This is a genomic window from Sediminibacterium ginsengisoli (assembly GCF_900167075.1).
In the GTDB taxonomy this organism is placed as follows: domain Bacteria; phylum Bacteroidota; class Bacteroidia; order Chitinophagales; family Chitinophagaceae; genus Sediminibacterium; species Sediminibacterium ginsengisoli.
The window spans coordinates 65,192-82,157 of the sequence record NZ_FUWH01000002.1 but is presented as its reverse complement, the minus strand read 5'-3'; the positions used below and the strand labels follow the sequence as shown (position 1 = coordinate 82,157).

The following is a 16,966-nucleotide window of genomic DNA, read 5'->3' as shown; positions in this document are numbered from 1 at the left end:
TTATGCCAGCTATTCTTTTCCGGCAACGATCAGAACGATCTCTCCTTTCACGGTCTTTGCCTTGAAATGTTCATGCACTTCTGCCAGGGTACCACGTTTATTTTCCTCGTATAATTTGCTGAGTTCGCGTGTTACCGAGCAGGCTCTTTCAGCACCAAAAACAGTAATGAACTGTTCGAGCGTTTTAACCAGCCGCATGGGACTTTCATAAAAGATCATCGTCCGCTCTTCTACTGCCAGCTGGTTCAGTAAGGTCTGCCGGCCTTTCTTCAGCGGCAGAAATCCTTCGAACACAAAACGGTTGGTGGGAATACCGCTGTTAACCAGCGCGGGTACAAAAGCGGTAGCGCCGGGGAGGCATTCTACTTTTACATCTTCTCGGATGCATTGTCTTACCAGCAGGAATGCCGGGTCTGAAATACCGGGTGTACCGGCATCCGTGATCAGCGCAAAGGTTTTTCCGGCTTTCATCTGGCTGGCCAGGTGTTCCACCACTTTATGCTCATTATGCTGGTGATATGGCGTCAGCGGTTTCTGGATCTGGTAATGCTGTAACAGTTTGGAAGATGTGCGGGTATCCTCACAAAGGATCACATCTACCTGCTGCAGCACTTCCAGCGAACGCAGCGTGATATCTTTCAGATTGCCAACAGGTGTGGGAACCAGGTACAGCATGAGGTATGATTAAGGCATGAACCGGCAGGTACGTGCGGCCGGCCAGACCTGCACGGCAGCTCAGTAAGATCAGTTCACCAGTTCGATCTCGTAAAATTCCATTACAGGATTTGCAAGCAGTTTTTTGCTGGCTTCTTCTGCCACCTGTTTTGCTTCTGCTTCACTCGCAGCATCGATCTGCAGGGTGATGTGTTTGCCTACCCTTACATCATTCACAGATTTTACACCAAGGTTCTGCAGGCCGCCCAATACAGCTTTTCCCTGCGGATCCAGCAAATCTTTCAAAGGCATCACCTTGATCTGAACATTATAGGTCATGATTCTTGTTGTTTAAGCGACAAAGATAGAATTACATAAGCAATAAACGTTAACGGAACTGCAAGCCAGCCCAAAGAAATGCCGCCAACCGTTGCTATTACTGCAAGAATAATAAACGGCATTGCTTTTTTCAGTGTGAGTTTTTTGAATTTCAGCGCCATCATCGGCAATGTGGATACCATCAGGTAACTCACGATCAATGTAACCGCATACCAGAACCATTTGTTCAGCATACATTTCATTACCCACGGCTCACTCGTATTCCAGTAGATCAGCGGAAAAGATGCAAATAAAAGCCCTGCCGCAGGGATCGGCACCCCGCTGAAACCATATTGCTGTTTCGTATCGATATTGAAACGGGCCAGGCGGTATGCACCGGCACAGGGCAGTATAAAAGCCGGCAACAACCAGAGCATACTGATGTTAAGTCCGTCTTCCTGCTGCGCATAGCTCAAACGCAGGAACTGGTAAACGATCAGCCCGGGCGCAACCCCGAAACTCACTACATCCGCCAGCGAATCGAGCTGCTTTCCCATTTCGGATGGCACTTTCAGCAGGCGGGCCGTGAATCCGTCGAAAAAATCGATCACCGCGGCCAGCAGCATGAACAGGCTGGCCATATAGATCCTTTCAGGAATCTCTACAATTATATCACCATTTATATCGGACGACATGCTCAGTCCTGTCTGCATAATGCATACAATAGCAAGGCAACCGAATAAAAGGTTAAGAAGCGTAAACAGGTTGGGGATTTGTTTCATGATCTTGACGGCCGTGTAAAAAATGTTGAACAATCAATTATTGAATTGTATCAGCGTTTTTTCATTAATGTTTCTATTTCCTCTGCGGTGATCGGGATATTTTTCATCAGGTCGGTGCTGCCGTTTCTGGTCAGCCATACATTATTTTCGATCCTGATGCCGGTCTGCTCCTCTTCAATATAAATACCCGGCTCAATGGTGAGCAGCATACCTGCCTTGAGCGGCCCGGTACGCGTACCCAGGTCGTGTACGTCGATACCCAGATGATGCGAAATGCCATGATAGAGGTATTTACGGTAAGCACGGTTCTCCCGGTCCTCGTTCTTTACATCCGCTTTGCTCAGCAGCCCCAGTTTGATAAACTGATCTGTTGCTTCCTCACCTACTTTTTCTGTATAGTCAACTACACTGATACCGGGTTTCAGGATGCTCTTGGCGTAATTATGCAGGTGGAGACAGGCATTGTACACCTGTTTCTGCCTTTTGGTGAATTTACCGTTTACAGGTATTGTACGGGTCAGGTCGGCACAGTAACCACCGTATTCGGCTCCGAAATCCATCAGTAACAATTCGCCATCCAGGCATTCCTGGTTATTGCTTACATAATGAAGAGTCCGCGCACGGTCGCCGCTGGCGATTATGCTGTTATAAGCCGGTCTTGTGGCGCGCTGTGAAAGAAAACTATGCCAGATCTCGGCTTCGATCTCGTATTCCATCACGCCAGGCTTGATAAACTGCAGTAATCTGCGGAAAGTTGCTTCCGTAATATCTACAGCCTGCTGCAGCACCACCACTTCTTCCTTCGTTTTGATACCGCGCAGTTCTTTCATGATCTTAGCCGCCCGGTGAAACTGGTGCAAAGGATATTGCTGCTTCATTTCATCTATAAAACGGTAATCACGCGTACGTACGAGTGATGCTTTGCGGTCGTTCTCGTTCGAATCCAGGTAAATACCATCCGCCAGGTGGATCCAGCCCTGCAGGAGCGCATCCAGTGAATCGAGCCAGATCACGGTTTTGATACCGGAAATGGCGGTGGCTTCTTCTGCCCTTAACCGGCGGCCATCCCATTTTTCCTTCAGTTCATTCGGGCGAACCAGCACCAGCACTTCGCGGTATTTAGGATCCGGGCAATCAGGGAAAAGGATCACCATGGAATCTTCCTGCTCGATACCACTGAGCCAGAAAAGATCACTGTTCTGTTTAAATGTATAAAGTGCATCGCCATTGGAAGGCGTTTCATCATTGCTCACAAACACGGCAATGGTTGCCGGAAGCATCTCTTTTACAAACCTTTTCCTGTTATTAACGAACAAGGCAGGATTTACAGGTAAATATTTCATAGCATGGGTTGTTGCACGCAAGATAGATATTAACGGCCCGACCCCGTCAATCACCCCGCAGCTATTTGTTAAAATTTATAAAAGAAAGCAGGATTATTTTTCATTTACGAATATGATCGTACATTTACTACGAAATAATTCGTCAATCATTTAAAACTAATAATTATGTCAGCTTTTACATTAAAACACGCCATGATCGCAGTTGCCGCTGTTTGCGCCGGGATCACATTTGCCGCCTGGCAAGCGCCCGATTCGGGCAAACCTGCCGGAACAATAACTTTCCAGCCGGTGAAAGACACCCTTCCGAAATCCAAACGTTCTTACAGGTATGAACGCAGTTATACAGCCCAGGACCTGGAGAAAGCCATGCGGGAATTAGACATTGCCATGGATAAATTAGACCGCGACGTTATGATCGATACAGGCAAACTGAATGTTGACATCAAACTTGCATTTGATGAGATCGCCAAGATCGATTTCGAACGTATCGGGGTAGATATCCGAAAAGCACTGAATAATATCAACTGGACCGAAACCAAGAATGCCGTAAAGAAATCACTGGACGAAGCTGAGATCCAGCTGAAAGAGATCGACACCCGCGCCATTGAAAAGAGTGTTCGTGAAGCAACCAGGAATGTGAACCAGAATATTTCGCTCGACATAGACGGCATTGTCAAATCCAGCCTGAAACACGCCAAAGAAGGTCTCCGCAAAGCACAGAAAGAAATTGCAGAACTGAAGGAATTCACCGGTACGCTGGAGAAAGACGGCCTGGTTAATCCTAAAAAAGGCTACCGCATTGAAGTGAAGGACAAAAAACTGATCATCAACGGTCAGAAACAGTCAGACGAGATCAACAAAAAATACAGCCGCTTCCTGGATCGTGAAGATTTCAGCATCAGCACCGATGCAGAGGGTGTTTATTCCGTTTAACACGGATATGCCTTACAGCAGCCAGGCCCGCATGGATCGTTGAGAATCGATGCGGGCCTGTTTATATTTATCCGGAAAATTTTCTTGTTATTAATACCCGAATTTAACCGTTGGGCAGCGGACCGAGCGGCCAAGCGAATTGGAGAATACACCACTTTTCACAACCGACAATTCATAGGCACCCCTTGTTCCGTTGAGGTTACTCAGGGTAGAAATGGTAGCGTCGTAGTTCAGTATGATCTTCAGGTCGTTCACTTCATAACCGATCATGGGAATGATCGCGTCTGCATTGCGGTAATAAAGTCCGAAGATCATCTGCGAAGTTCCGTCGCCGCTGAGGTTACGGTTGGCATTGAAACCGATCACCGTTTCCCAGGCTGTTCCCATTTTGCTTACATATAAGTTAGGGTTGATGATCCAGAGGTCTTCAATTTTAAGGCTTGCATTCGCAAACCCGGTGATCCGTCTTTTTACACTCGCATCGGACACTGAAGGATCAAAAAAACTTTCTCTCGGTTTATTCACGTGCATGATGCTGACCCCGGCATTGAAATAAAGATTGTCGGAAGCGAAATAAGCATAGTTCAATCCTATCTGCAGATCGAGATAGGATACGCTGCTGTTGGCGAAAGCCTCATTGGGTGGAATCGAAACATCAAAGAAACGTCCGTTCCACTGGTTATCGAAAGTAAGTTTGGAAACATCTACCCTTTTATTCACATAACCAAGACTGAATCCGCCGCTTAACAGACTGTTGTATCCGATCATCTGGTGATAAGCGATCGATCCTACAGCAGTTGTGGCGCTGAGATTACCTGAGCCGGCCACATCTTTCATCAGTGAAAGCCCTACACCCATCCATCCGTTCTCGAACCGGTCTGCAAAGATCTTTGCATCGCCCCAGGCGCTCATGGTTTTGTAGGGGTTGCCCACGGATGCCCACTGGTTACGGTAATTTCCACCTACACGGTAATCATAATCCGGGTTGAATCCGGTATTGGCCGGGTTCACCAGCATGGGTGTATTGAAGTACTGCGAAAAATGCAGATCCTGCGCCTGCAGCGATGTAACTGCGGCGAAGCATATCAGCAATCCTATATATATTTTTCTTGCACTGTCCATATCTCGCTATCTATCTGAGTAAAGTAATATCGCCTTTCCTGGTTATTTTTTTGCCGTCGGAGAACTCAAGCAGGAGGGTATAATGGTATACATCCTGTGGCTGGATCGCGCCTTTATACGTTCCGTCCCAGCCTTCGTTCTTATCTACTCCGGTATATACCAGTACTCCCCATCGGTTATAGATCTGCCAGGTCATTTTGGCAATGCCGTAACCCCGCACGTAAATCCTGTCGTTCCTGCCATCGCCGTTCGGAGAAAATGCATTCGGTATATCGATCAGCGGTATAATGGTGATCGGTATTACCTGGCAAACCGTATCCGAGCAACCTGCATTGTTATAAGCCACCAGGCAGGCATTGTAATTCCCTGAACTGTTATACAAATGTTGTACTATGGTATCGCGCCTGATCGTCATCAGGGTATCGCCATCGCCAAACAGCCATTTATAATAATCCGCTCCCGCCGATATATTATTGAATGTTACCGGTGTATTCGGCTGGGTTGGCTTGGGGGTATAACTGTAGCCTGCCTGCGGTTTGTCTTTTACGGATATCGTAAAATAGGCCGTATCCCTGATGTTACAGGTATTGGGATCTATCGCGATAAGCCGTATTGTATAATCGCCTATGTTATTATACAGGTGTGTTGGACTGGTTGCCGTTGATGTGGCACCATCGCCAAAATCCCATTCAAAACTCTGTCCGCCGAGCGACGTGTTATCGAACACGGCCGTATAAGGAGCACAGCCCAGGGCAGGTGTATTGAACTGTGCTTTTACATTGGTAGCTATCCGGAGCTGCATGGATATTGTATCGTCGTAATTGCAATAACCCGTATCCCTGAGCACCAGTTTTACATCGTAGGTACCGGCTGCGGCATAAGTATGTGTTACGGCCCTGCCGTCTGTTATCATGGTAGTACCATCGCCGAAGATCCAGAGGAAGCTGGTATCATTAAAAGGTTTGCCCGGCGGTGCGGTGGAGGTATTCGTAAACAGATAATTGAGTGCTGTACAGGGAGGTTGTTTGGTGGCGGTGAATCCAAGCACCGCTTCATCATTCCGCACCCGCATGGTCACATAGCTCGTATCGGTGATGTTACAGGAAGAAGAATCCACCGCGATCAGCATTACCCTGTAATCACCCACATTGCTGAATGTATGTGTAGCTGAAGGAATGGTAGTGGTATCACGCCTTGACCCATCGTTATAATCCCAGATATATGTTTTTGCGATCGCCAGTGTATCCGAAAAGACTGCTGTTAAAGGCGCGCAACCTGTGGTATCCCTGATCACGCCATTGATGGAAGAACGTAGACCTGCGCCTACACCTGCAAGATTAAATGCAATTTTCAGCGCCGCCAGGTTACAGTTGGGTGAACCGTTGTTCGGCGCCCATACACCTGCCGACGTAGGGAACCGGCCACCACGGCCGCAATTCGCACACATCGACTGGTAGATCACACCGTTTTTGTCAAACCTGCTGGTACCGCCGTCCACGTGATCAGCACCGCCGATCTCACCGAAGAATGAACCATACAACTGTGCTTTTGCATCACGTTCCAATACGATAAAATAAAAATCGCTTCCATCGGTTACATTCTGGTAAGCATCCGGGGTAATTGCCAATCCACGGGTGCCGCTGTTGGGGTAATTGTTTCGTATATCCAGTTCACCGCCCCATCCTGATACATACAGGTTCTCGCACCTGTCTACAAGAAAGGCTGTTGGCGAGATATTAGGCGTTGCTGCTGCGGTTCCGAAAGTGGTAGAGAACACATAATCCGAAAGATTCTGTTCCAGCTTGCTGATAAATTGTTTACCTCCTGCCTGCTGGAAAAAAGTTGCTGCACCTGCAGGCTGTTTTATTGTCCAGCCGCCGGTAGTGGTACCCATGATATAGGGATAACCCGATTTATCGAACTGCAGTCCGTAAACCAGGTCTGTTCCTGACGTACCAACATAAGTACTTCTCACATAGGTTCCGGCGGGTGTAAATTCGTAAATGAAACCATCGCTTGTACCGCCGTTGTATGCTGCGCCGATCACGCCGCTGCGTGCGCCGGGCATATCTGCACTTGCAGTTGCACCTCCCACCAGGATATTACCGGTGAGCGGACTGATGGCAAGTACAAATGCCGCATCATTATCGGTTCCGCCCATGCGCGTACTCAGTAATACGGCCGATAAATTCGGGGTGAATTTCAGTAATACAGCATCCTGTTTCCTGCCTGTACTGCCCGGCATCGGTGCAGCCTGGAAAGCTCCGGGCGTAGTTGGAAAATCATCAGACTGCGTACAGGATGCCACAAGTATATTTCCGGCTCCATCCAGGATCACTTCACTTCTTGCATCATCGCCATAATTCACATCAATGGATTCAGGACCCGGGTTAGGATATTTATTGCGGATGTTCACACCATCATTACCTGATCCTGCTACTTTCACAGACCCGACCAGGTTTGTTCCCGTGGCGTTGAGTTTGGTAACAATAATGTCCAGCCCGCCGCCCGGCGAACCTGCAGACCTGTATTCTCCTACTGCCCCGCGTAAAGGATAATTGGGTGAATTGGTGCGCCCTGCAATAACAAGGTTACCGGAAGCATCCACTACCATACTGTGCGGCTGTTCATTACCAGAGCCGCCTATATAAGTTGCATAAACCCTGTTAACGCCGGTAGGGTCGAATTTCATAATACCGATATCATATGCACCCGTACCATCTGAAGTAGAGCCGCCCTGGAATGTTGACTGAAACGCACCATTACTCACCGGAAATCCTGCAGAGAACACAGTTCCTCCCGCGTAAAAATTACCGGCACCGTCGTAAGTGGCCGTATAGCCCCAGTTATCAGCAGCGCTGCCTGTGAATGTTGAAAACACCAGGGAAGGATCTATTACCAGTGTGGCCGCTTTCGAATAAGAACCATCTATTTTGAACCGAACGATATTTCCTTTTACCTCGAACCGGCTCGGTATTTCCTGGCGGGTTCCGTTTACCAGCTGATAGGTGTATGGGGGTAATTCTTTTACTTCATCTACCGTAGTCTTCATTACCAGCCCGCCCTCACTCTGTTTAAGACTTTCCAGGCCTTCATAATACATGGCTACCTGAGACACATCTGCACCGGGATTAACGATAATATCGTATTTCAATGTACCGTTGGCAGTATAATACCGCACGTCAATGCCAGGATACATGTTCTTATATGTGATTGCCTGGAAAATTTTGCAACCCTCGCCCCATTTGGAAGGATCATTGCCGATAATGTAATTATTATAAGCAGGCAGGGCCTTATCAGGCACTGCCTGTGCAGCAGGATTGGCATTGAGAAAACGCATCTGGTAAACATGCCCTCTCAGCGTAACCTTATCGGCAGGCTGCGAAGTTCCTCCATTGCCGCCTGAACCACCACCGGTTTCTGGTAACGGGCGTCCTTCTTCATCTGCGAGGTTTGTTTTTTTATTGGTTGTTGCGGAAGTTTTATGAAGAGGGTGAGCCATTTCGTAGAACTTCTCCATATCATCCTGGTTATAGAGTATAATTCTATAACCGTCCTTATGCAATGCAAAAGCACCGGCGCCGATATCACCCTTGTAACGGATGGCTGCATCCCATTGTCCTTTGTTCTCAATAAATTCAAGATACCCCTGCGCAGAACAATACCCACAGATCATCATCAGCATGCAAATCCTGACTAATCCTTTCACTACAGTCAAAGCAATTTTTTTTAAAAGTTACGATTTAAATACGGTTTTACCGCTCAACAGGTTTGGTTATGATATCTTGCTCCAGGCATTTTTACGCCCCTGCGACTGCAGATGGATTTTTAACTGCAAATTCTTTGCCATATCCAGTTCCGGGTCTTCGCTGCAGAGTTGTTCGGCTTCTGTTTTTGCCTTTTCCAGCAACTCTTTATCGTTTACGATACTTGCGATCCTGAAATTGAGCGCACCGCTCTGCCTGGTGCCTTCTATGTCGCCCGGACCACGCAATTCTAAGTCCTTTTCCGCAATTTTAAACCCGTCGTTGGTCGCACACATTATCTTGATCCGTTCGCGGGCATCTTTGCTGGCTTTGACACTAGTTAATAAAATGCAAAAACTTTTTTCACTGCCTCTTCCCACGCGTCCGCGGAGCTGGTGCAGCTGGGAGAGACCAAATTTTTCTGCGCTTTCAATTACCATAACCGATGCATTAGGCACATTTACACCTACTTCAATTACAGTGGTGCTTACCATCAGCTGCGTATCGCCGGTAACGAAGCGTTGCATGTTGGTTTCTTTCTGTTCGGCGGGCTGCCTGCCATGGACCATGCTGATGCGATAAGGCGGATCGGGGAAAAAGCTTTTTACCTGTTCATAACCCTGCATCAGGTCTTCATAGCTTAACTTCTCACTTTCTTCAATCAGCGGATAGATAAAATAAGCCTGCCTTCCTTTGGTGATCTCGGTTTTCACAAAATCCATCACGTTTGCCCTCGCGGTTTCATAGCGATGTACGGTTGTGACAGGCTGGCGGCCGGGTGGCAGTTCATCCATGATGCTGTAATCAAGATCGCCGTAGGCAGTCATGGCAAGTGTACGCGGGATTGGCGTTGCCGTCATAACGAGTACGTGCGGAGGAATGACGGCTTTCTCCCAGAGTCTTGCACGTTGCGCAACGCCAAAACGGTGCTGTTCATCAACGATCACTAGACCGAGGTTTTTAAATTGTACCGTGTCTTCAATAACAGCGTGCGTTCCAACAACAAAATGAATCGTGTCTTCCTGCAGGCCCTTCAGTATTTTTTTACGCTGCGCAGCTTTGGTACTGCCGGTGAGCAATGCTATTTCAACAGGCATTTCCTTCAGCAGTTCACTGAGACCGTTGTAATGCTGTTGTGCCAGTATTTCTGTAGGTGCCATCAGGCAACTCTGGTAACCGTTATCTGCCGCCAGCAGCATGCTCAGTAATGCCACGATCGTTTTACCGCTGCCCACGTCTCCCTGCAGCAGCCGGTTCATCTGGCGTCCGCGCCCCGTATCTGTCCGGATCTCTTTCAGCACCCTTTTCTGTGCACCTGTGAGCTGGAAAGGAAGGTATTTTGAGTAAAACGTGTTAAAGTAATCGCCCACCTTTTCAAACACAACACCTCTGCTGCTGTTATGTCGCTGTAGTCTTACCAGGTTTAGCCGCACCTGTGCAATAAACAGTTCTTCAAATTTCAGTCTTTGCAGCGCCCTCTCATAGAGTACCGGTGATGCCGGGAAATGAATATTACGGTAAGCTTCATACCGGCCCATGAGCCGTAGTTTTTCTACCAGGTATTGCGGCAGGTTCTCGGGAATATCTTCTGCCTTCAGTTGAGCCAGTAAAGTATAGGTGAGCTTGCCGATCTGTCTTCCGTTGAGCGATTTTACCTTCAGCTTTTCCGTTGTGGGATATACCGGCTCAAGGAACTGTTTGCCATCGGCTTTGGCGGGAACATAAGGTTCTATTTCAGGATGAACGATCTGGGGTTTCCCGTTGAAAAAGCCGGTACGGCCGAATACGAGGTACTGCATCCCTTCCGTAAGTGATTTCTGCACCCAGCTGATTCCCTGAAACCAGGTCAGTTCCAGTATACCGGTATTGTCTTTCAGTATGGCGGTCAGGCGCCGGCTTCTTTTTTCGCCACTGATGGTCATCTGCAGGAGTTTTCCCGCCACCTGGATATATTCCGTGGCAGGGCTGATCTCTGCAATGGCGCTGACTTTGGTTTTGTCGATATGCCGGTTGGGAAAATGCAGCAGCAGATCGGAGAAAGTAAAAATATTCAGTTCTTTCTTCAGCATATCGCCGCGCAGGGGTCCCACACCTTTCAGGTATTCGATCGGGGCAGCTAATATGTTCGACGGTGTGCTGATAAGATTCTTTTTACTGATACATTAATCAGCAAATATCGGTGTAATGATCATTAGAAATTCCATAGCGGTATTCCGGCATTTACATCCCGAAACCATTCATTATCTTCGCGCCCATGGAAAAAGAGGTTGTAGTAAGCGGTATCCGCCCCACAGGTTTCCTGCATCTGGGCAATTATTTCGGCGCAATGCGCAACTATGTGCGTATGCAGAACGACGAGAAGTTCAATTGTTATTTTTTTGTAGCCAACTGGCATAGTCTCACCACTCACCCCGATACAAGAGAGCTGCAGAGCAGTGTGCACCGGGTGATTGCAGAAAATATCGCCTGCGGGCTCGACCCGGATAAAGTAGCCCTGTACATCCAGAGTGATGTTCCGGAGATTGCAGAACTCTACCTCTACCTGAACATGCTCGCCTATAAAGGCGAGTTGGAAAAAACACCAACATTCAAAGACAAGGTAAGGCTGCAGCCCGATAATGTAAACGCAGGTCTGCTCACATATCCGGTACTGATGGCCGCCGATATCCTGATACACCGCGCCGTGAAAGTACCTGTAGGAAAAGACCAGGAACAGCACCTGGAGATCGCCCGTAATTATGCAGACAGGTTCAACCACCGCTACGGCGAAGTACTGCCGGCACCTTATGCTTTCAATTATGGTGGCGAGCTGGTTAAGATCATGAGCCTTGACGGGAACGGGAAAATGAGCAAAAGCGAAAACCAGATGAATACGCTTTACCTGGCCGACGATGCCGACCTGATCCGTAAAAAGATCATGAAAGCGAAAACAGACCAGGGACCTGCCGAGCCAAATTCGGTGAAACCGGATTATATAGAGAACCTCTTCACCCTGATGAGGCTGGTAAGCACCGAGGATACTGTGGCAAAATTCGAAGCCGATTTCAATGCAAGCTCAGCGGGTAATGTAGTGATCCGTTATGGCGACATGAAAAAGCAACTCGCGGAAGACATGGCAGCTTTTATGAAACCGATCTCCGAAAAAGCGGCTGATATACAGAACAATAAGGAATTACTGAACAGGATCATCAGGCAGGGAGCAGATAAGGCAAGGGCCAGCGCCAGCGCCACGCTGAAACTGATCAGAAGCGCCATCGGGATGGATTACAGTTAGACCGGCTTATTTTGTAAGCCCGTTTTAAAATCTTTACCTTAAGTTCGTAATTCTTACCTCCAAACTGTTGTTCATTTTATGTCTATGCCAAAACTTAAGAAACCAAAACATGTAGCGGTAGCCGGTAATATCGGTGCGGGAAAAACCACGCTGACCGAAATGCTGAGCAAGCACTATCGCTGGATACCACAGTTTGAAGATGTGGATCATAACCCTTACCTCATGGATTTCTATGAGGATATGCCACGCTGGAGCTTTAACCTGCAGATCTTTTTCCTGAACAGTCGCCTCAACCAGCTGCTCGATATTCATCATGGTACAGAAACGGTTATCCAGGACCGCACTATTTATGAAGATGCCAACATTTTTGCACCTAACCTGCACGAAATGGGGCTGATGAGCAAGCGCGATTTCGATAATTACTACCAGTTCTTCCAGACCCTGAAAACCATGGTACAACCACCGGACCTGCTCATTTACCTGAAGGCATCCGTACCTACGCTGGTTGCACAGATCCAGAAAAGAGGGCGTGAATACGAAGAGAATATCCGCCTGGATTACCTCAAAAGACTGAATGAATATTATAACAAATGGATCGACGGGTATAAGGAAGGCCAGTTGCTCGTGATCGATTGTGATAAAAATAAATTTGCCGAGAACGATGAGCATTTCGGGGACATCATCGGTAAAATAGACGGCATGCTGTTCGGATTATTCTAAGAACAGCTGTTGTGAAATCATTGAAAAGCATACTCCGGTATGCTTTTTTTATCCCCGGATCCAAATAAAAACTCCACCCGAAGGTGGAGTTTACAGACAAAGCAATCGAAGAGACCGGTAAACAAAAACTTATACTTTCGGAGCGGCTGCGAGTATCTCTTCATTAACGCCATCTGCGTATTTTTTGAAGTTCTGGATAAACTCTTTCGCCAGTTCCGTACATTTTACATCATAGGCAGCAGGATCGCTCCATGTGCTGCGTGGGTTTAAAATTTCTGCAGGTACGCCGGGACAGCTCTGCGGTACTTCCATACCGAAAACAGGATGCGCTTCATAGTGCACATTATTCAGATCTCCGTTCAGTGCCGCAGTGATCATGGCCCTGGTATAGCTCAGCTTCATACGGCTTCCTTCGCCGTAAGCACCGCCGCTCCAGCCGGTATTGATCATCCATACGTTCACCTTATTCTCCTTCATTTTCCGGCCCAGCATTTCTGCATACTGACCAGGATGTAAAGGCAGGAAAGGTGCGCCGAAACAGGCGCTGAATGTAGATTTAGGTTCTGTAACACCCGCTTCCGTACCTGCCACTTTAGCTGTGTAGCCGCTGATGAACTGGTACATGGCTTGCCCGGGGGTCAGTTTGCTCACCGGAGGCAATACGCCTTTCGCATCGCAGGTGAGGAAGAAGATATTCGCCGGCAGTCCGCCCATAGCAGGCTCCTGCGCATTGCTGATATAGGAAAGCGGGTAGCTTACCCTTGTGTTCTCGGTTATTTCCTTGCTGGTGAAATCGATGGTATTGGTGCCGTTCAGGAAAGTAACGTTCTCCACCAACGCACCCGGACGGATCGCGTGGAAGATCTCAGGTTCTTTTTCTTCCGTGAGGTCGATCGTTTTGGCATAACAGCCGCCTTCGAAGTTGAACACACCATCTGCGGTCCAGCCATGCTCATCATCTCCGATCAGTTTACGTGCAGGATCAGCACTCAGCGTTGTTTTACCCGTACCGCTCAGTCCGAAGAATACAGCCACATCACCTTCATTACCCATATTGGCACTGCAATGCATGCTGAGCACATTCTTTTCGTGCGGCAGTACATAATTCAGGATCGTGAAAATGCCTTTTTTCATCTCACCGGTATAACCCGTTCCGCCGATCAGGATGGTTTTATGTGTAAACGATACTATGGCGAAATTATGCTGACGGGTACCATCCACTGCAGGGTCTGCCTTGAAGCCCGGTGCCTGGATAATATGCCAGTCGGCCTTGAAATTCTCCAGTTCGTTTTCGGAAGGACGCAGGAACATATTGTAAGCAAAAAGATTGCTCCACGGGTTCTCATTGATTACACGGATATTGATCCTGTAAGCCGGGTCTGCACAGGCCGCCGCATCCCTTACCCATACAGCAGGACGCTGGTTCAGGTAAGCCATCATTTTCTCCTTCAGCTGGTGAAAATATTTTTCGTCGATGGGAATATTGAAATTATTCCAGTTCACTGTATCTGCCGTAACAGCATCTTTTACAATGAATTTATCCTGCGGACTGCGGCCGGTGAATTCGCCGGTGCGGATGCAAAGCGCGCCTGTATCATTACGTACGCCTTCGCCGCTGATCACAGCCTGTTCCACAAGTTCTTCAGGTGATAACTGGTAATGTACACGGGTTGATGCCTGAAGACCAAGTACTTCAAGCTCTTTGCCAGGGATAGATAAGGTTTGTAAAGTCATATGCGAACAATCGTTAGTTAGTGAGGCAAAAATAGGAGTTTCGATGCATGTATCATTTGCTTTGTGTTTTGGCTACACGTTAGTATTCATCAATGTTTCGGAGATATTGGTATATAATTTCAAAACATATTACGGGTAATTGCGGTTTCTAATAGAACAACATGACCATAATTGAAGATTTACAAAAAATAAATCTGGAAAAACCGGCAGAATAACGCACATCTCCGCTCAAGCATCTATTTTTACAAAAAATTGAAAAGTATGCAGGCAACAGCGCCAAAAGGACTGGTAACAGCTGAACATCTGGAGTTTTTCAAGGCAACCATTGGTGAGCAGTACGTGCTGGTTGACCAGGAATCACTTACAGATTACGGTCATGACGAAACGGAACGTTTACAGTATTATCCTGAAGTGGTGTTGAAACCACGGACCGCAGAAGAGATTGCGGCAATTATGAAATGCTGTAACCAGTTTCATATTCCTGTTACCCCACGTGGTGCCGGAACCGGGCTGAGCGGCGGTGCACTTCCGCATCTCGGCGGCGTACTGATCTCCAGCGAAAGGATGAACAGTATTCTTTCGATCGACGAACGCAATCTTCAGGTTATTACCGAACCGGGTGTGATCACTGAAGTGTTGCAGAATGCTGTAAAAGAAAAAGGCCTGTTCTACCCGCCGGATCCGAGCAGCCGCGGCAGTTGTTTCATCGGCGGTAATATTGCCGAGAACAGCGGCGGACCGAAAGCAGTTAAGTACGGCGTTGTAAAAGATTATGTGCTGAACCTCGAAGTGGTATTGCCTACCGGCGAGATCATCTGGACGGGCGCCAATGTATTAAAAAATTCCACCGGCTATAACCTCACACAATTACTGGTAGGAAGTGAAGGAACACTCGGCATTGTTACCAAGATCGTTCTGAAACTGATCCCTCACCCGCAATACGACCTGCTGATGCTGGTCCCCTTTGCATCGCTCGAAAAAGCAAGTGAAGCTGTGAGCGCCATTTTCAGGGCAGGATTTGTACCAAGCGCACTCGAGCTGGTAGAGATCGATGCACTGAAGATCGTAAGCACTTTTGTAGACAGTACGGCCGTGCCTGTTAACGATGATATAGCCGCACACCTGATCATAGAAGTGGATGGTAACAATATGGATGTACTGATGGGCGAAATGGAGGCGATCTCTGAATTGCTGACCCAGTTCGATGCCGGGGAAATATTTTTTGCAGACGATGCCCAGCAGAAAGCGGAACTCTGGAAGCTCCGCCGCCGCGTTGCAGAAGCAGTAAAGACTACCGGTTATACCATTGAAGAAGACACTGTAGTACCAAGAGCCGAATTACCGGCGCTGATCAGGGGTGTGAAAGAACTGGGCAGACAGCATGGTTTTCACGCGGTTTGTTACGGACATGCCGGCGATGGCAACCTCCATATCCGCATCAATCACCCGACCATTAAGAATAGTCATGGCAATGCAGAAATGACCGCAGCGCTGACCGAATTGTTCCACCTTGTAAAAAAGCTGGGCGGAACCATCAGCGGCGAACATGGCGTTGGGCTGATCCAAAAACCGTACCTTGATACTGTTTTCCAGGCAGCGAACCTGCGGCTGATGCGGGAGATCAAAAAAGCATTCGATCCTAACAATATTTTGAATGCCGGAAAGATTTTCGATCTGCAATAATCAGTTAGGTTTGTATAAATGAAAATGATCATGAAGAAATTCTTTTTTACCTGTTGCCTTTTATTAGGCACCGCGGGACTTTTTGCGCAGCAGGAAGAGAACCCGGACCCTGAAAAAGGAAAGTTCAAAAAAGAGAATATATTTCTTGGTACCAGCCTCAATCTTGGTTTTGCCGGCAATTCTTTCAATCTCGGGCTGAACCCGGAGATCGGCTACAGTATTGCCAACTGGCTGGACGCGGGCATGTCGTTCAACGTGAATTATTTTTCGCAGAATGCTTCAGATTATAACAGCATCCGTTACAGGAATTTCAGTTTCGGCGGCGGGCCCTTTATCAGGCTCTGGCCGGTGAACTTCCTGCACGTGCAGGTGCAGCCCGAACTGAACTGGATCAGCTCTTCCCAGAAAAACATGGTGAGCAACCAGTCCAACACCTACAAATTCAATTCTAGCAGCCTGCTCGTAGGCATCGGTTATGGTTCCAGGATGATCGCCGATCATTATTCCTACATCACACTGATGATCGATGTGCTGCAAAACCCGAATTCGCCGTACCGCGACCGTTACAACGATCCGTTACCGGTATTCAGGGCAGGCTTTGGTTTTTACCTCAGCAAAGGGCGCCGATAGCTGTTTCCGCATCATGACAAACGATCA

13 protein-coding genes are annotated in these 16,966 nt (G+C 47.8%); 5 read left to right on the top strand and 8 right to left on the bottom strand.

The genetic code is table 11. The features are described 5' to 3' along the window. Positions 1-9: 9 nt before the first annotated feature. The 4 genes from rsmI to B5D42_RS03415 all read right to left on the bottom strand — a co-directional run bounded on the left by rsmI (position 10) and on the right by B5D42_RS03415 (position 3,097). Complete coding sequence (rsmI, locus tag B5D42_RS03430; RefSeq protein ID WP_078830056.1) at positions 10-675, bottom strand: 16S rRNA (cytidine(1402)-2'-O)-methyltransferase; 666 nt, start codon at positions 673-675, stop codon at positions 10-12. Between the two features lie 69 nt (positions 676-744). Continuing rightward, on the bottom strand, positions 745-993 hold the full coding sequence (gene purS / locus B5D42_RS03425) for a phosphoribosylformylglycinamidine synthase subunit PurS (protein ID WP_078830055.1): 249 nt from the start codon (positions 991-993) through the stop codon (positions 745-747). Further along, complete coding sequence (locus B5D42_RS03420) at positions 990-1,754, bottom strand: CDP-alcohol phosphatidyltransferase family protein (RefSeq protein ID WP_078830054.1); 765 nt, start codon at positions 1,752-1,754, stop codon at positions 990-992. Before B5D42_RS03420 ends, purS begins: the two co-directional genes overlap by 4 nt. Positions 1,755-1,804: 50 nt before the next feature. After that, positions 1,805-3,097, bottom strand: a complete 1,293-nt coding sequence (locus tag B5D42_RS03415) for an aminopeptidase P N-terminal domain-containing protein (protein ID WP_078830476.1) — start codon at positions 3,095-3,097, stop codon at positions 1,805-1,807. A 165-nt stretch (positions 3,098-3,262) separates the two neighbouring features. On the opposite strand from B5D42_RS03415, the gene B5D42_RS03410 reads away from it, so the two are divergent. Further along, complete coding sequence (locus tag B5D42_RS03410; protein WP_078830053.1) at positions 3,263-4,030, top strand: hypothetical protein; 768 nt, start codon at positions 3,263-3,265, stop codon at positions 4,028-4,030. A 90-nt stretch (positions 4,031-4,120) separates the two neighbouring features. Here the strand turns inward: B5D42_RS03410 and B5D42_RS03405 are convergent, their stop codons facing one another. The 3 genes from B5D42_RS03405 to recG all read right to left on the bottom strand — a co-directional run bounded on the left by B5D42_RS03405 (position 4,121) and on the right by recG (position 11,021). Next, positions 4,121-5,152, bottom strand: coding sequence for a PorP/SprF family type IX secretion system membrane protein (locus B5D42_RS03405; protein WP_078830052.1), 1,032 nt, complete (start codon positions 5,150-5,152; stop codon positions 4,121-4,123). A gap of 10 nt (positions 5,153-5,162) precedes the next feature. Continuing rightward, positions 5,163-8,861: a DUF7948 domain-containing protein gene (locus tag B5D42_RS03400; RefSeq protein WP_245825571.1), complete on the bottom strand. Its 3,699-nt coding sequence runs from the start codon at positions 8,859-8,861 to the stop codon at positions 5,163-5,165. 66 nt (positions 8,862-8,927) lie between these two features. Beyond that, positions 8,928-11,021 (bottom strand): ATP-dependent DNA helicase RecG, encoded by a 2,094-nt coding sequence (gene recG, locus B5D42_RS03395; protein WP_262507774.1) that lies wholly within the window; start codon positions 11,019-11,021, stop codon positions 8,928-8,930. Positions 11,022-11,152: 131 nt separating this feature from the next. Between recG and trpS the strand changes: the two genes are divergently transcribed. Beyond that, a complete protein-coding gene (trpS, locus tag B5D42_RS03390) occupies positions 11,153-12,172 on the top strand; it encodes a tryptophan--tRNA ligase (protein WP_078830049.1) in 1,020 nt (339 codons plus the stop codon). An 84-nt stretch (positions 12,173-12,256) separates the two neighbouring features. Next, a complete protein-coding gene (locus B5D42_RS03385) occupies positions 12,257-12,892 on the top strand; it encodes a deoxynucleoside kinase (protein WP_078830048.1) in 636 nt (211 codons plus the stop codon). A 129-nt stretch (positions 12,893-13,021) separates the two neighbouring features. On the opposite strand, the gene pckA is transcribed toward B5D42_RS03385, so the two are convergent. Further along, a complete protein-coding gene (gene pckA / locus B5D42_RS03380; RefSeq protein ID WP_078830047.1) occupies positions 13,022-14,626 on the bottom strand; it encodes a phosphoenolpyruvate carboxykinase (ATP) in 1,605 nt (534 codons plus the stop codon). A 261-nt stretch (positions 14,627-14,887) separates the two neighbouring features. Between pckA and B5D42_RS03375 the strand changes: the two genes are divergently transcribed. Together B5D42_RS03375 and B5D42_RS03370 are read left to right on the top strand one after the other, a co-directional pair. Then, positions 14,888-16,309 carry an FAD-binding oxidoreductase gene (locus tag B5D42_RS03375; protein WP_078830046.1) on the top strand — a complete coding sequence of 474 codons (1,422 nt, stop codon included), beginning with the start codon at positions 14,888-14,890 and terminating at the stop codon, positions 16,307-16,309. A gap of 30 nt (positions 16,310-16,339) precedes the next feature. Then, entirely contained in the window at positions 16,340-16,939 is a 600-nt protein-coding gene (locus B5D42_RS03370; protein WP_139366965.1) for a hypothetical protein, read from the top strand. The last annotated feature ends 27 nt before the right edge of the window (positions 16,940-16,966 follow it).

Bases quoted from the DNA above. Each gene is read 5' to 3' on its own strand.
- rsmI (WP_078830056.1), bottom strand. From the start codon at position 675: ATGCTGTACCTGGTTCCCACACCTGTTGGCAATCTGAAAGATATCACG.
- purS (WP_078830055.1), bottom strand. From the start codon at position 993: ATGACCTATAATGTTCAGATCAAGGTGATGCCTTTGAAAGATTTGCTG.
- B5D42_RS03420 (WP_078830054.1), bottom strand. From the start codon at position 1,754: ATGAAACAAATCCCCAACCTGTTTACGCTTCTTAACCTTTTATTCGGT.
- B5D42_RS03415 (WP_078830476.1), bottom strand. From the start codon at position 3,097: ATGAAATATTTACCTGTAAATCCTGCCTTGTTCGTTAATAACAGGAAA.
- B5D42_RS03410 (WP_078830053.1), top strand. From the start codon at position 3,263: ATGTCAGCTTTTACATTAAAACACGCCATGATCGCAGTTGCCGCTGTT.
- B5D42_RS03405 (WP_078830052.1), bottom strand. From the start codon at position 5,152: ATGGACAGTGCAAGAAAAATATATATAGGATTGCTGATATGCTTCGCC.
- trpS (WP_078830049.1), top strand. From the start codon at position 11,153: ATGGAAAAAGAGGTTGTAGTAAGCGGTATCCGCCCCACAGGTTTCCTG.
- B5D42_RS03385 (WP_078830048.1), top strand. From the start codon at position 12,257: ATGCCAAAACTTAAGAAACCAAAACATGTAGCGGTAGCCGGTAATATC.
- pckA (WP_078830047.1), bottom strand. From the start codon at position 14,626: ATGACTTTACAAACCTTATCTATCCCTGGCAAAGAGCTTGAAGTACTT.
- B5D42_RS03375 (WP_078830046.1), top strand. From the start codon at position 14,888: ATGCAGGCAACAGCGCCAAAAGGACTGGTAACAGCTGAACATCTGGAG.
- B5D42_RS03370 (WP_139366965.1), top strand. From the start codon at position 16,340: ATGAAGAAATTCTTTTTTACCTGTTGCCTTTTATTAGGCACCGCGGGA.